The organism is Macrococcus hajekii (assembly GCF_004359505.1).
GTDB lineage: Bacteria > Bacillota > Bacilli > Staphylococcales > Staphylococcaceae > Macrococcus > Macrococcus hajekii.
Map to the genome: position 1 here is coordinate 426,643 of NZ_SCWE01000001.1, position 13,031 is coordinate 439,673.

Genomic DNA, 13,031 nt, shown 5'->3' on the forward strand with positions numbered 1-13,031 from the left:
TAAAACATGCTATAATATCTTGATAAATTAAGAAGGTGAACAATGTTGGAAATCACATTTTTAGGGACAAGCGCAGGCTTACCCACAAAAGAAAGAAATACACAGACGACTGTACTCAATCTAAGTCCGTTTCTTAACGAGTTCTGGTTGTTTGATGCGGGGGAGGCAGCACAGCACCAGATTCTGCATACGAAAATCAAACTTGGTAAACTAAGAGCAATATTCATTACCCATATGCACGGGGATCACGTCTTCGGATTGCCAGGCATTCTGACTTCAAGAAGCTTTCAAGGCGGGGAAAATAAAAAGCTGACAGTATACGGTCCGCCAGGCATCCGTTCATTTATAGAAACGACATTAAAACTGACGGCTTCACATCTCAATTATCCGCTTGAAATCATTGAAGTAAGTGATGCAGGACAATATGAGCGAGAAGGCATCATCATCAAAACACTACTGCTTTGTCACGGTGTTCCTTCGTACGGCTATAGGCTTGAGTTCCCAGAGCAGGAAGGCCGTCTGCTGCAGGAAAAGCTTCTGGCTGAAGGCATAGCTCCGGGTCCCGTTTATAGAGCATTTAAATCTCAGGACACTGTTGAATATGAAGGCCAGCTTTATGATGCAAGATTATATCGGGCGGAGAATACCCCAGGTAAAGTCATTACTTTCTTCGGCGATACGATGCCGGTAGAATCAGAAATACAGCTTGCACTGGATGCAGATGTCATCGTTCATGAAAGTACTTATCTGGAAGGGGATTTAACCCTCAGTCATCAATATCATCATAGTCATATCAGTGATGTTATCAGGCTGGCAGAGCAGTGTAACGTTAAGCTGACACTCATCAATCACGTAAGCAATCGATATCATATGCAGGATATTCAAGCTGCTGAAGCACTTATCAAGGAGCAGCATCCAGATTTTAATTTCCGTATTGCACATGACTTTATGACTGTATCACTCAATATGATATAATGACAAAAAGGGGATGAAAAACATGCAGAATTATCACCATATTTTAATAGCAGTAGACGGTTCACGTGACGCCGAATGGGCATTTAATAAAGCAGTTGAAACCGCAAAACGTAACGCAGCACATCTCACTATCGTTCATATTATAGAAGGGCGAAGCTTTGCTGAACTTAATATTGCTGAACGTCCAGATATTGATGATGTTGAAGATTACAGCCATCAACTGCTGGAAGGTTATCGCAATCTGGCACAGGCTGCAGGTATCGCGGAGATCGATGTTTATAGTGAGGCAGGTTCACCTGATTCTCTCATTCCTAAAAAGATTGCGGTTAAAGTCGGAGCCGATCTTATCGTGTGTGGTTCAGCAGGTTTGAATGCAGTCGAACGGTTTATTCTCGGCTCAACGTCAGAATCAATCGTTCGCCACGCGAAATGTGATGTGCTGGTCGTCAGAACAGAAACGATACCTGATGACTTTGAGCCTCAGCTGGGCGTCAAATAAAGAGACAGCAATTCCAGATGGAATTGCTGTCTCTTATATTATTCCGAAAGTTCTTTGCTGCGTTTAATAGCCTGTTCCAGACAGTCAGTGAAAATATCTTCAACTGGATATTTCTTTAAAGCATCCAGTCCAGCTTTAGTCGTGCCGCCCTTAGAAGTGATATTTTCCCGGAGCTGCTCAATATCAAGCTCACTTGCTTCAAGCATATGTCCGGTTCCAATAATTAAGTTTCGCACTGCAGCATCTACATGCTCTTTGTCGAGACCCATATGGATCGCTGCTTTAATGTACTGTTCATACATATAATAAAGAAATGCAGGTCCACTGCCTGTAATAGCTGTAACTTGATGCAGCTTCTCTTCTTCTACTTCAAGTGCTGTACCGAAGGAATTAAGAATCTTAAACAGCTCAGCCTTATGTCCAGCATCAAACGTATCTGAAAAAGTGATGCCCGTCACGGACTGCTGAACTTGCGCATTGGTATTTGGCATAATACGTGCAATCGGATTCTGCATCTGCAGCTTATTTTTAATTTGATTGATAGGCACACCTGCCATGATAGAGACAAAGTGATTGCCTGGCTGGATTTTATCTTTAATGCGCTCAGACAGTGCGTCGAAATCATACGGCTTTGTCGCAAGGAAAACATAATCAGCGTCTGTCAGCAGTTCATCATCATCGTAACTATAATTAATGTCCAGTTTCTGCTGGAAATCCTGCAGCTGTCCTTCACTGGAACGATTGGTCAGATAGATGTTATGACTGTTTAATAAACTGCTGCTGATGATTCCTTCAAAAATCGCACTTGCCATATTGCCAGCGCCGTAAAATACAATTTTCATACTACTTACCTCCACATGAGTTTTGTTTCACCGCATACTAGTGTAACATTGAACAAAAAATGAGTAAAAGAAGGGATAAGATGATTGGTAAAAAATATATATTGACAGGTGGCACAGGGGGCCTCGGTCAGTCGCTTGTGAATGAGCTTGTTGCAAGGGGAGCAGCAGTACTTGTCCTCGGTCGAAATCATGAACGACTTGAGTCATTGGAACAGCTCTATCCTGATTATGTGACGGTGAAGGTTCTGGATATGAACGATCAGAGGGCCATTCAACAGTTTACAGCACAACTGAAGGAAAGTTACGACGGCATTATCAATAACGCAGGATTCGGTTATTTTAAGTCTCTTGCCGATCATTCAGATGAAGAGCTCATACAGATGATGAATGTTAATTTCACTCATACGGCATTGCTGATGAAAAATGTAATACCCCATCTTAGAAGTGGTGCCTCAATTATCAATATCAGTTCTCAGTCTGCCCGTGTGACTACACCGTATGGTGCTGTGTATGCCGCTTCTAAAGCAGCCCTGCTCAGCCTGACTAATTCAATCAGACTTGAGCATCCAGAATTCCACGTTATGTCTGTTAATACAGGTCCCATTGCAACGGACTTCTTTAAACATGCTGATCAAAGCGGATATTATGCACAGGCGACAGCAAAAATCCAGCTGGACCGTTTTGTACTGGCCAGCCAGATTATTGAGGGACTACTGCAGAAAAAGCTGGAAGTCAATAGTCCAGGCTGGATGCACTATGGCCTGACACTCTATCAGCTGGCACCTCGACAGATTGAAAAACTGCTTAAACCATTTTTTCTCTCTAAACATCGCTGACAGGGGGCAGCAATTTAAATTCAGTCAGAAATTGCTTAACTTTTTTACGGTAACTGACAGGATTGACATTATAGCTGGAAGCATGTCCGCCGTACTCGGGATACCATTTTCTTTTAGGTCCCTGTTTTTTGTTGTAGAGATCAACGGAATGCGTGTAAGGAATAAAGCTATCCGGTTTAGAATGAATGAACAGAACAGGCTGCTCAATGTTGTGGACGACTTTTATAGGTGACACAGCGTACAGCGAAAATCGTGAGCGAAGTCTCAGGAATATATTGATGAATTTCAGCAGAAAACCTGAGCCTATTTGCAGTTTCTGTCCGATGATATGGGTCAGCACACGCTCGAATGATGAAAACGAACAGTCAGAGATATAAAATTCAGCTTCATTGGCCAGTTCGCCTGCATATAAAAGCATAGTAGCTGCACCCATCGATTCCCCATGTACACCGAACTTAAGATCGAAGCCATATGTTTCTCTCATGTAGCTGATGACTGATTCAAGGTCATGCTTTTCAAAATAACCATAAGTCGAAAATTTGCCTCCACTTGAGCCATGTCTTCGATGGTCAAATATCACCCCGTTATAGCCAAGTTCAAGAAAAAGGTTTAAATATTTAATCGAAGTAATGCTATTTTCAGTGACCCCATGACAGAAAATCATCCAGTGATTATGTGGATACTTTTTAATCATTTCAGCATTGATATGGTAGCCGTTTATAGATAAGATTGTGGCTTTTTTAGGGTTAAGAGATTGATAAGCTTTTTCATCAAGACGTTTTGCCTTGATTTCACGACGTCTGATAACATCAACATCCCGCATTTTAAAATTCAGAATATAATTGCTGCCGACTGCACCAGAAGCAGTCAATGCAAGCGTGATAACTGCCGAACTAAAGACAGCGATACCTCTCAGTTTCATAGGTGCTGCTCATATTGAAGATTTTGGAAACGCTCGCGGCTATGGGTATGATAGTCAACCTGCTCATAGTACTGAACATTTGTAGTGAGCTGATCTACTGAACTTGCGCCTGCTACGATGCTTGCGACAGGCTGGGAGAGTAAATAATTCATTGTACTGACCGTCAGAGGTTCATCTACATTTGACAGGGTCTGCGTCAGTTCTTCTTTAGAGTAATCAAACACGCCTTCTTCAAACTTACGAGCGATGATAGACTGAGACTGATCAGTCAACAAACCTTTCATAACAGGACCACGTGCCAGAACTTTGACATCCCGTGCTGCAATTTCGTCGAGGAGCATCTCAGGTCTGTTATCCAGTAGATTGAACTGCATCATAATAACGTCTATATCGCTATGATCAAGATATTCACGGATTACATTAGGACGTATAGAACTGATACCATAGGCTCTGATCAGACCATCCTGCTTAAGAATATTAAATGCATCAAGAGTTTCTTCCATATTGTCTTCTATTGTACCGCCGTGCAGCATATAGAGGTCGAGATAATCAGTACCTAAACGGTGCAAAGAGTCCTTGATGCCGTGCAATATATGTTCGCGTGACGGATTCCATTTAACTTCATCCGATTGTTGCGAGAATTCGTTGCCGACTTTAGAGCCGAGCACAATATCCTGACGATGTCCATTTTCCTTGAAGAAACGACCGAGCAATTTTTCATTATCGCCTTTATTATAGAGATCGGCTGTATCAAAATAAGTAATCTCTGAATCCAGTGCCTGCTTTAAAATACTCTGAGCCTCATGATAGTCTGTCGGCAGGTTCATACAGCCAAGCCCGAGTTCTGAAAATTTAAGTCCGCTTTTTGTTGTACGATAATTCACATGATTCCCTCCTAATGGTATATTAATATTAGTTTAACATGGACGGAAAAGAGGTCAAAATAATGTTATTTGAAGAAAAGACACTATCTGTAGAAGAGATATATAATGGACGCATGCTCAAACTTGAAAAACAGACAGTTGAACTGCCTGATGGTAGACAGACGACTCGAGAAGTAGTGAAGCATCCAGGTGCGGTCGCAGTCATGGCAGTCAAGGAAAATAAAGTACTGCTGCTAAAGCAATTTCGTAAGGCGATGGATGAAGTGCTGATAGAAGTGCCTGCCGGCAAAGTAGAACCAGGTGAAGATCGAATCAAGACAGCAGGGCGTGAACTGATTGAAGAGACCGGTCTTGAGGCAGGACAGCTTGAACATCTGTATGATTTTTATGTGTCACCCGGTTTTTGCGATGAACTCATATCCTTATACAGAGCAGATGATTTAAAGGAATCATCGCAGTATGAGGCTGATGCAGATGAATTTATAGAACTGTTCTGGCTGCCGTTTGATGAAATACCTCGTCTTCTATCATCGGGCGAGGTCAGAGATGCTAAAACAATCCTTTCTTTACAGTGGTTGCTCCTTAATTATAATAATTCTAAATAAATAAAGATGAGAGTTGCAAATCAGGTGGATTATTGCTATTTTATTAATATAAATTGCCCGTCAGGAGTAGGTGAACTATGCAGGAAAGAATAGATAGAATTAAAGACCAGCTTCATGCTGCTTCTTATAAATTGACACCTCAACGTGAATCAACTGTTCGGGTCTTACTGGAAAATGAAGCGGACCATCTGAGTGCAGAGGAAGTATTTCTTAAAGTAAGGGAGCGCTCTCCTGAGATCGGTCTGGCAACAGTCTATAGAACACTGGAACTGCTTGCTGAGCTAAAAGTAGTCGATAAAATAAATTTTGGAGACGGCGTTGCGAGATTTGATTTAAGAAAAGAAGGTGCAGAGCATTTCCATCATCATCTGGTCTGTATAGAATGTGGAGCAGTGGATGAGATTGAAGAGGACTTGCTCGGAGAAGTTGAAAAGAAAGTAGAACGAGATTATCAATTTAAAATTATGGATCATCGTCTGACATTTCATGGTATCTGCCATCGCTGTCAAAAATAACCGCAATGGATTTGCGGTTTTTTATATGATTATAAAAAGATTATGGTAAACTTGTGAAGAGGTGAAGAAATGCAGGATATTGTTGAAGAATTTTTACATTTTATTACCATTGAAAAAGGGTTGAGCGATAATACGGTTGCAGCTTATAGAAGAGACTTAACCGGTTATGTTCAGTTTCTGAATAAAGAGAAAATTGGTCATATTGATAATATTGATCGCATGATAATCAGTCTTTATTTAAGCGAGCTGAAAGAACAGAATAAGTCACAGAAAACCATTGCCAGACAGACTGCATCCATTCGGGGATTTCATCAATTTGCTCTGCGGGAAAAGTATGCAGTAAAAGATCCAAGCGTCATGGTGGAACCACCAAAGGTAGCACAGCATTTACCTGCGGTTCTCAGCATTCAGGAAGTGGATCAGTTTCTGGAGTCGCCTGATACTTCAAAATTATTCGGTAAACGCGATCAGGCTATGCTTGAGCTTCTTTATGCGACGGGTATGCGGGTCAGTGAACTCATCAATCTGGATGTAGATGACATCAATTTAATCATGGGTTATGTGCGAGTATTTGGTAAGGGTAATAAAGAGCGGATTATTCCGCTCGGAACTCAGTCAATGGAAGTACTGGCCCGGTATCTTGAACATACGAGACCACGTATGCTGAAAAAAGATGTCACGGATAGTCTCTTCGTCAACTTTCACGGTAGAAGAATGACACGACAAGGATTCTGGAAAATTATTAAGCAGTTAAAAGATGCAGCAGGTATCAAGAAGAAGTTGACACCTCATACACTTAGACATTCATTTGCGACGCATCTGCTGGAAAATGGCGCTGATCTACGTGCTGTCCAGGAAATGCTTGGACATGCTGATATCAGTACAACTCAGCTGTACACACATATATCGAAAAAACAGATTCGTGATGTCTATAAAAAGACTCATCCGAGAGCTTAGGAGGATAAGATGAAGAATAAATACATGACACTAGCTGCGCTCGTTATCATTGCCCTTGTCTGGGGCATCGTCTACTGGACGTTTATTGTGCATTGATTGCAGTCTTGTCTGAATAACCGGCTGCCGGTCGCGAGTCATATGGTAATGAAGCCAGTCATTATTTGCATTGTATCGTACTTCGAAATCTGGATATTTGGAATGGATAGCAAGCAGCATGTCATCAGTGAGTGGCAATGTCAGCGGTTTATAATCACGGTCTGGATCGATTTGTGTCAGTAAATCCATAATGGATGGTTTAAGACCGATCGAGCGGAATGCTGCTTGATGCTGAGTGAGGATGCCTACCGCTTTTCTAAGGCAGGTGGCAGCGCCGCGGTGGTTGTTTCTTCTTTGGTGATACTGACTTGTTGCGAGTAGAACCAGTCCGACTTCAATATCTGATTTGCTATGATGGCGTTTAGATTTCCAGGCTTCTTCCATCACTTCGTGACACTCAAAATAATGACGCTCGTGCATAAAATAATAATAATAATCTATTAGTGCATTTAACATTAGAACACTCCCATGAAAGGATTTTATATGTATGAAGTGAAGCTCGATGCATTTGAAGGACCACTAGATCTCCTTTTGCATCTTATCAAAAAACTAGAAATCGATATTTACGATATTTCAATGAAGACACTTACAGGACAGTATCTCCATTATATCAATTCAATGTCAAACTGGGACATCAATATACAAGGGGAATATCTTGTCATGGCAAGTGAACTGCTGCGCATTAAAAGCAAAATGCTGCTGCCGGCAAGTCATGATACAGTTGAAGATCCGCGTGAAGAACTTGTCACGCAATTGATTGAATATCAGAACTATAAGTACTATGCGATGATGCTTAAAGAAAAGCAGGACGAATCAAAGCATATCTTCATCAAAGCACCGGATGATCTGTCACATTTTGAACAAGCTGAAGAAAGTGAACTGGTGATGAATATTACGGATCTTATTGCAGCATATGAAAAGGCAAAGAATAGACGAAAACGAGTCGCACCGGTTAAAGTAACGGTTAATCGCGAACAATACACGATTCAGCAGGCAACTGATGTGATTAATCAACGCCTCAGCCAGACTGAGGAAATCAGTTTCAGTGAATTCTTCACTTTCTCAGAAAGCAGGCATCAACTTGTCACATTATTTATGGCTATACTTGAAATGATGAAAAATCAAATAATAAAAGTTGAGCAGACTCAACTTTTCGGAGAGATTCTGATCAGGAAGGGTGCATAATATGGCAGATAAATTAAATATATTGACTGCACTTCTCTATGCAGCAGGCGACGAAGGGATTGCGAGTGAAAAAGTTGAAAGTTTACTTGAAATCAACCATGATGATGTTGAACCTCTTCTAAATCAATTTGACTCAGACGTTTTTCGCATCAAAAGATACGGAACAAAAATATTCCTTGAATTGAAGCCTGTATACAATCCATATATTGAAGCACTCGTTATACAGCAGACGGAGCGAAAGCTCACTCAAGCATCGCTGGAGACACTGGCTATTATCGCCTATAACCAGCCCGTTTCCAGAAGTGATATCGAAATGATGAGAGGGGTTAATTCAGATGGGCCAGTTCGAACGCTTATCGAAAGAGGACTGGTTACAGTTGAAACAGCAGAAGCGAGAAGTCAGCAGCTGTATACGACGGACTATTTCCTGCAGCTTTTCGGACTAACATCTCTGGATGAACTACCAGAAGATAGTACAAGCGACACGAAAGAAGAGATGGATTTATTCTTTCAATCACTCAATAACAAAGGAGAATAACATGGCAGAACAACTGGATAGATTACAGAAAGTAATTGCAAGAAGCGGTGTAACATCAAGACGTAAGGCAGAAGGTTTAATTGAAGAAGGACGAGTAACAGTCAATGGGGAGGTCGTTAAGACACTTGGTACTAAGGTCAGACCTTCTGACCGTATTGAAGTAGAAGGGATTCCTCTTGAAAATCCGGATAAAGTATATATTCTCTTTCATAAACCGACTAAAGTCATCACGAGTGTTTCAGATGATAAAGGCAGAACTGTGGTTACAGATTACTTCCCTCAATTAAAGGAACGTATTTTTCCGGTTGGTCGTCTGGACTACGAGACATCTGGTCTTCTTCTGCTGACGAATGACGGAGAATTTGCGAATCAGATGACTCATCCTCGCTATAAAATCAAGAAAAAATATGTTGCCAAGCTGAAAGGTTATTTGCTGCGTGAAGAAGTCAAGCAGCTGGAGAAAGGGATTATGCTTGACGATGGTAAAACAGCACCTGCGCAAGTTAAAGTGAAATCGCAGGACCGCGATAAAAACTCTACGCTTGTTGAGATCACGATATCAGAAGGACGTAATCGCCAAGTCAGAAGAATGTTTGCTCACTTTGGCCATGAAGTCGTGAAGCTCTCTCGTATAGAATATGGACCGCTCAATCTCAAAGGAATCAATGCCGGTGATGCAAGAGAGTTGTCACCGCACGAAGTTAAAATGATGAGAAATATGGCGCAGAACCAGTCCTAAAATTCACATAGTTGCCACTATTGTAGAGAAAGCGAGTGCTATAATAGACATAATTATGTATAGAGTGAGGGAATTTAATGAATAAAAAAACTAAACGCATGACCCAGTATATTGTGATGCTGCTCATTATCTTAGCTATCGGATTTATAGTTTATTCAACATTAACTAAAGATAAGGATAAAGAAGTTAAGCCGGGCGATACAGCTCCTGCATTTGAACTTCAGACGATGGACGGTCGCTCCGTCAGCCTGAACGACTATAAAGGAAAAGGTCTTATCCTCAACTTCTGGGGCACGTGGTGCGAACCTTGTAAACGTGAGATGCCGTCCTTGAGTGCGAATTACGATAAGTTTAAGGACCAGAATGTTGAAGTACTGGCAATCCATCTGAGAAATGACCCGCAGCAGGTCGAACAATTTTTCAGTGGTCTTAAAGAAAAGGTCAATTTGCCTGTGGCCTATGATAATGATAATGAAGTCGCAGATGCATATGGCATTGATCCGCTTCCGACTACAGTTGTCATCGACAAAGAAGGTAATGTGAAAGCAGTACATAAAGGTGAAATGGACAGTAAAACGATTGAAAATTATATGACAAGTGTTGCGAGGTAGAAAGATGAGCAAAAAAACAGTTATTTGTACATGTGGTCATCATAATCCACCAGGTACGCAACTCTGTCAGAACTGTGGTCGCCTGATCAACGATGATTATGATAAAAAGAAGACAACAGATTTAATGCGCTATGATGGCTCGGCAGTCCGTTCGAAAACTAAAAACAAAACGTTAATCGATAAAATATGGAATTTTTTTGCGTCAGTGAAAACAGGGGTTACGCTTCTTGTACTGACTATTATTGCTGCAGCGTTAGGTTCCATTATGCCGCAGGAATATTTTATTCCTGCTAACCAGGATCCGGCGGTTTTTTATCGAGAGAAATATGGTTCAATCGGTTATCTTTATCATAGGTTAGGTATGGACAACCTCTATACATCGTGGTGGTTTCTTATTCTCCTAGGTCTTGTTGCCTTTTCAATTATTGCAGCAAGTATTGACAGAGGTGTGCCATTATTCAAATCTCTGCGCAATCAGTCAGTCAAAAAACATCCAACGTTTCTAAAACGTCAGCGGCTGACTGCTGAGCTTGAGCGGCCTGATTTAGATGCCATCCAGCAATCTCTTGAAAATAAAAGATATAAAGTACGACGGGAAGGACACGCACTTCTCGCTGAGAAAGGGCGTCTCAGCCGTTATGGACCTTATATCAATCATTTAGGGCTGATCATTCTGCTTGCTGGCGGCATGCTGAGATTTGTACCTGCTCTTTATTATGACGGTGCAGTTGCTGTCATAGAGGGACAGACAAAAGCAGTTCCAGGGACTGATAAACAGTACTATGTCCGTAATGATCAATTTATACTGGAACATTACGAGGCGTCGTCAAAATCTAACACGGAATCAATGAAAGCTGATGCTTCCATGAATAAAATCGCTAAAAACTATGAAACTAAATTGACGCTCTTCGAGAATACAAATGAAGCAATACCGGGTGCTCAACCTGAACTTAAGCAGGTTGATACAGGCAGTATCCGTGTGAACCATCCTTTTAAATTTGATCACTTTGAACTCTATCAGAACAGTTATGATCAAAGCCTTCTGAAATCGATGACGTTTAAGTTAGTGGATGTGAGTACCCATAAAGAAGTGGGGCAGCAGTTCACTGTGAATCTTGATGAACCAGCTGACACTTACACAGTATCAGACGATATTGCAGTAAAACTGCGGAATTATGCGCCTGACTTTGATAAGGTCGAGGCGAACGGTACACTCGCTACAAAGACACCTAATACAGTCAATCCCGCATTTGTCTTTGAGGTTGATGAACAAAATGCAAAACCTGAATATAGTTTGATTAAAATTCGGGCTTCACAGGATATTACGCCTGACAATCAGTATGCCATTAAATTTGTCAGCGCTGAAAATCATACGATGACTTATTTGAATGTTAAGAAAGACTTGACGCTGCCTATATTATTTACCGGCTTCAGTATATTCCTGGCGGGTCTGGCAGTCGGTTCATATATCAATCATCGCAGAATCTGGATTAACGATTCTCAGCTTGCTGCACATACGAGTAAAAACTATTTTGGACTTAAAAAAGAACTTGATACGATTCTGACAGAAAATCAGCAGCAGCCTGTCAGAGATAAGTATGAAGCGGAGGAAAAATAATGAATCAGGAAACATGGCTGAATATCAGCAGCACATCACTTTATGCAGCCTTTATTCTCTATTTAATCGCAATACTGCCTTTTTCAGCCAGTATTAAAGCGAAAAGCGGCCGTTACGAAAGAATAGCCGTTATATTAACATCTATCGGATTTGTGATGCAGCTGATTTACTTTATCACGCGCTGGATTGCAGCTGGACATGCACCAGTCAGCAATATGTATGAATTCCTGACGATGTTCGGAATCATGATGGTCGGTGGTTTTCTTGTCATCAATGCCATCTATCATACCCCGATATTAGCATTATTCTCATTACCGATTGCGATGCTGGTCATTGTCTATGCCAGCATGTTTTCAAGGGAAGTCAGTCCGCTGATTCCTGCACTGCAGAGTAACTGGCTTGCCATTCATGTTATTACGGTGACCATTTCTTATGGTATTCTATCTGTTAGTTCAGTAGCAGGACTTATCTACCTTCTTCGTTACGTTGATAGCAAGGAAAAATCAAAAGATGCTTTCTGGCTCGAAGTTGTGATGTACTTTGTTGTACTCGTCATTGCCTTTATTTTAACGACGATTGTTATGAAAGGCATTGTGCATTATCAGGACGATTATTACTATATTGATAAAAATGGTAATGAAGCTGTGTCAAGCTATCATTTACCGGCCTTAGTGACATTTAAAGATGCTATTCCAGTTGAGCCTGAAGGGAATAATAACTGGAAAGAAGTCGAGCGCTTCTCAACAGGTATCGAAGTACCTCCTGTACTCAATGCGCAGAAATTAACGACTGTCATCTGGTCAATTATTATCGGTACTATCTTATACGCGTTAATCAGATTGATTTCAAGACGCACTATTTTCTCAATGGTAAAACCTTTGACGAATAAAGTATCATTACAACTGATGGACGAAATCAGTTATCGTTCTGTCATTATCGGATTTCCGCTCTTTGCATTAGGTGGATTATTATTTGCGAGTATTTGGGCGCAAATAGCATGGAGCAGATTCTGGGGCTGGGATCCTAAGGAAGTCTGGGCACTTGTGACCTTCCTGTTCTATGCTGTCTTCCTGCATTTACGACTTGGCAGAGGCTGGGAAGGTAAAAAGTCTGCATGGCTGGCAGTGGTAGGACTTGCCATCATCCTGTTCAATGTGATTGCAGTTAATCTGATTATTGCAGGACTTCACTCATACGCATAAGGAGGAG

Annotated in this window: 16 protein-coding genes; 12 read left to right on the forward strand and 4 right to left on the reverse strand. The window is 41.2% G+C overall.

The genetic code is table 11. From position 1 onward, the window contains the following. Nucleotides 1-45 precede the first annotated feature (45 nt). On the forward strand, nucleotides 46-975 hold the full coding sequence (rnz, locus tag ERX37_RS02355; RefSeq protein ID WP_133429654.1) for a ribonuclease Z: 930 nt from the start codon (nucleotides 46-48) through the stop codon (nucleotides 973-975). Nucleotides 976-997: 22 nt separating this feature from the next. Then, nucleotides 998-1,474: a universal stress protein gene (locus ERX37_RS02360; protein ID WP_133429037.1), complete on the forward strand. Its 477-nt coding sequence runs from the start codon at nucleotides 998-1,000 to the stop codon at nucleotides 1,472-1,474. 38 nt (nucleotides 1,475-1,512) lie between these two features. Here ERX37_RS02360 and proC read toward each other — a convergent pair whose 3' ends face one another. Continuing rightward, entirely contained in the window at nucleotides 1,513-2,316 is an 804-nt protein-coding gene (gene proC, locus ERX37_RS02365; protein ID WP_133429038.1) for a pyrroline-5-carboxylate reductase, read from the reverse strand. Nucleotides 2,317-2,396: 80 nt separating this feature from the next. On the opposite strand from proC, the gene ERX37_RS02370 reads away from it, so the two are divergent. Then, complete coding sequence (locus ERX37_RS02370) at nucleotides 2,397-3,152, forward strand: SDR family NAD(P)-dependent oxidoreductase (RefSeq protein WP_165981944.1); 756 nt, start codon at nucleotides 2,397-2,399, stop codon at nucleotides 3,150-3,152. Here the strand turns inward: ERX37_RS02370 and ERX37_RS02375 are convergent. Together ERX37_RS02375 and ERX37_RS02380 are read right to left on the reverse strand one after the other, a co-directional pair. Further along, nucleotides 3,139-4,074, reverse strand: a complete 936-nt coding sequence (locus ERX37_RS02375; RefSeq protein WP_133429040.1) for an alpha/beta hydrolase — start codon at nucleotides 4,072-4,074, stop codon at nucleotides 3,139-3,141. The genes ERX37_RS02370 and ERX37_RS02375 overlap by 14 nt on opposite strands. After that, nucleotides 4,071-4,958 carry an aldo/keto reductase gene (locus tag ERX37_RS02380; protein ID WP_133429041.1) on the reverse strand — a complete coding sequence of 296 codons (888 nt, stop codon included), beginning with the start codon at nucleotides 4,956-4,958 and terminating at the stop codon, nucleotides 4,071-4,073. Before ERX37_RS02380 ends, ERX37_RS02375 begins: the two co-directional genes overlap by 4 nt. A gap of 62 nt (nucleotides 4,959-5,020) precedes the next feature. On the opposite strand from ERX37_RS02380, the gene ERX37_RS02385 reads away from it, so the two are divergent. From ERX37_RS02385 to xerD, 3 genes are all read left to right on the forward strand, one after another. After that, nucleotides 5,021-5,563, forward strand: a complete 543-nt coding sequence (locus tag ERX37_RS02385; RefSeq protein WP_133429042.1) for an NUDIX domain-containing protein — start codon at nucleotides 5,021-5,023, stop codon at nucleotides 5,561-5,563. Nucleotides 5,564-5,640: 77 nt separating this feature from the next. Continuing rightward, nucleotides 5,641-6,078, forward strand: a complete 438-nt coding sequence (gene fur, locus ERX37_RS02390) for a ferric iron uptake transcriptional regulator (protein ID WP_133429043.1) — start codon at nucleotides 5,641-5,643, stop codon at nucleotides 6,076-6,078. A gap of 69 nt (nucleotides 6,079-6,147) precedes the next feature. Further along, nucleotides 6,148-7,035: a site-specific tyrosine recombinase XerD gene (xerD, locus tag ERX37_RS02395; RefSeq protein ID WP_133429044.1), complete on the forward strand. Its 888-nt coding sequence runs from the start codon at nucleotides 6,148-6,150 to the stop codon at nucleotides 7,033-7,035. 30 nt (nucleotides 7,036-7,065) lie between these two features. On the opposite strand, the gene ERX37_RS02400 is transcribed toward xerD, so the two are convergent. Beyond that, nucleotides 7,066-7,587 carry a DUF309 domain-containing protein gene (locus ERX37_RS02400; RefSeq protein WP_133429045.1) on the reverse strand — a complete coding sequence of 174 codons (522 nt, stop codon included), beginning with the start codon at nucleotides 7,585-7,587 and terminating at the stop codon, nucleotides 7,066-7,068. A gap of 27 nt (nucleotides 7,588-7,614) precedes the next feature. Here ERX37_RS02400 and ERX37_RS02405 point away from each other — a divergent pair, with 27 nt between their 5' ends. From ERX37_RS02405 to ccsB, 6 genes are all read left to right on the forward strand, one after another. Further along, nucleotides 7,615-8,316, forward strand: coding sequence for a segregation and condensation protein A (locus tag ERX37_RS02405; RefSeq protein ID WP_133429655.1), 702 nt, complete (start codon nucleotides 7,615-7,617; stop codon nucleotides 8,314-8,316). 1 nt (nucleotide 8,317) lies between these two features. Next, on the forward strand, nucleotides 8,318-8,854 hold the full coding sequence (gene scpB / locus ERX37_RS02410; RefSeq protein ID WP_133429046.1) for an SMC-Scp complex subunit ScpB: 537 nt from the start codon (nucleotides 8,318-8,320) through the stop codon (nucleotides 8,852-8,854). A gap of 1 nt (nucleotide 8,855) precedes the next feature. Next, nucleotides 8,856-9,593: a pseudouridine synthase gene (locus ERX37_RS02415; RefSeq protein ID WP_133429047.1), complete on the forward strand. Its 738-nt coding sequence runs from the start codon at nucleotides 8,856-8,858 to the stop codon at nucleotides 9,591-9,593. 77 nt (nucleotides 9,594-9,670) lie between these two features. Continuing rightward, nucleotides 9,671-10,204, forward strand: a complete 534-nt coding sequence (gene resA, locus ERX37_RS02420) for a thiol-disulfide oxidoreductase ResA (RefSeq protein ID WP_133429048.1) — start codon at nucleotides 9,671-9,673, stop codon at nucleotides 10,202-10,204. 4 nt (nucleotides 10,205-10,208) lie between these two features. Next, entirely contained in the window at nucleotides 10,209-11,822 is a 1,614-nt protein-coding gene (resB, locus tag ERX37_RS02425; protein ID WP_133429049.1) for a cytochrome c biogenesis protein ResB, read from the forward strand. After that, nucleotides 11,822-13,024, forward strand: a complete 1,203-nt coding sequence (gene ccsB / locus ERX37_RS02430) for a c-type cytochrome biogenesis protein CcsB (RefSeq protein ID WP_133429050.1) — start codon at nucleotides 11,822-11,824, stop codon at nucleotides 13,022-13,024. The genes resB and ccsB overlap by 1 nt, the downstream gene beginning before the upstream one ends. Nucleotides 13,025-13,031 lie beyond the last annotated feature (7 nt).

Excerpts from the sequence above, each read along its gene's own strand:
- ERX37_RS02360 (WP_133429037.1), top strand. The coding sequence starts at position 998 with ATGCAGAATTATCACCATATTTTAATAGCAGTAGACGGTTCACGTGAC.
- xerD (WP_133429044.1), top strand. The coding sequence starts at position 6,148 with ATGCAGGATATTGTTGAAGAATTTTTACATTTTATTACCATTGAAAAA.
- resB (WP_133429049.1), top strand. The coding sequence starts at position 10,209 with ATGAGCAAAAAAACAGTTATTTGTACATGTGGTCATCATAATCCACCA.
- ERX37_RS02375 (WP_133429040.1), bottom strand. The coding sequence starts at position 4,074 with ATGAAACTGAGAGGTATCGCTGTCTTTAGTTCGGCAGTTATCACGCTT.
- proC (WP_133429038.1), bottom strand. The coding sequence starts at position 2,316 with ATGAAAATTGTATTTTACGGCGCTGGCAATATGGCAAGTGCGATTTTT.
- ERX37_RS02415 (WP_133429047.1), top strand. The coding sequence starts at position 8,856 with ATGGCAGAACAACTGGATAGATTACAGAAAGTAATTGCAAGAAGCGGT.
- fur (WP_133429043.1), top strand. The coding sequence starts at position 5,641 with ATGCAGGAAAGAATAGATAGAATTAAAGACCAGCTTCATGCTGCTTCT.
- ERX37_RS02370 (WP_165981944.1), top strand. The coding sequence starts at position 2,397 with ATGATTGGTAAAAAATATATATTGACAGGTGGCACAGGGGGCCTCGGT.
- ccsB (WP_133429050.1), top strand. The coding sequence starts at position 11,822 with ATGAATCAGGAAACATGGCTGAATATCAGCAGCACATCACTTTATGCA.
- resA (WP_133429048.1), top strand. The coding sequence starts at position 9,671 with ATGAATAAAAAAACTAAACGCATGACCCAGTATATTGTGATGCTGCTC.
- ERX37_RS02405 (WP_133429655.1), top strand. The coding sequence starts at position 7,615 with ATGTATGAAGTGAAGCTCGATGCATTTGAAGGACCACTAGATCTCCTT.
- ERX37_RS02385 (WP_133429042.1), top strand. The coding sequence starts at position 5,021 with ATGTTATTTGAAGAAAAGACACTATCTGTAGAAGAGATATATAATGGA.
- scpB (WP_133429046.1), top strand. The coding sequence starts at position 8,318 with ATGGCAGATAAATTAAATATATTGACTGCACTTCTCTATGCAGCAGGC.
- ERX37_RS02400 (WP_133429045.1), bottom strand. The coding sequence starts at position 7,587 with ATGTTAAATGCACTAATAGATTATTATTATTATTTTATGCACGAGCGT.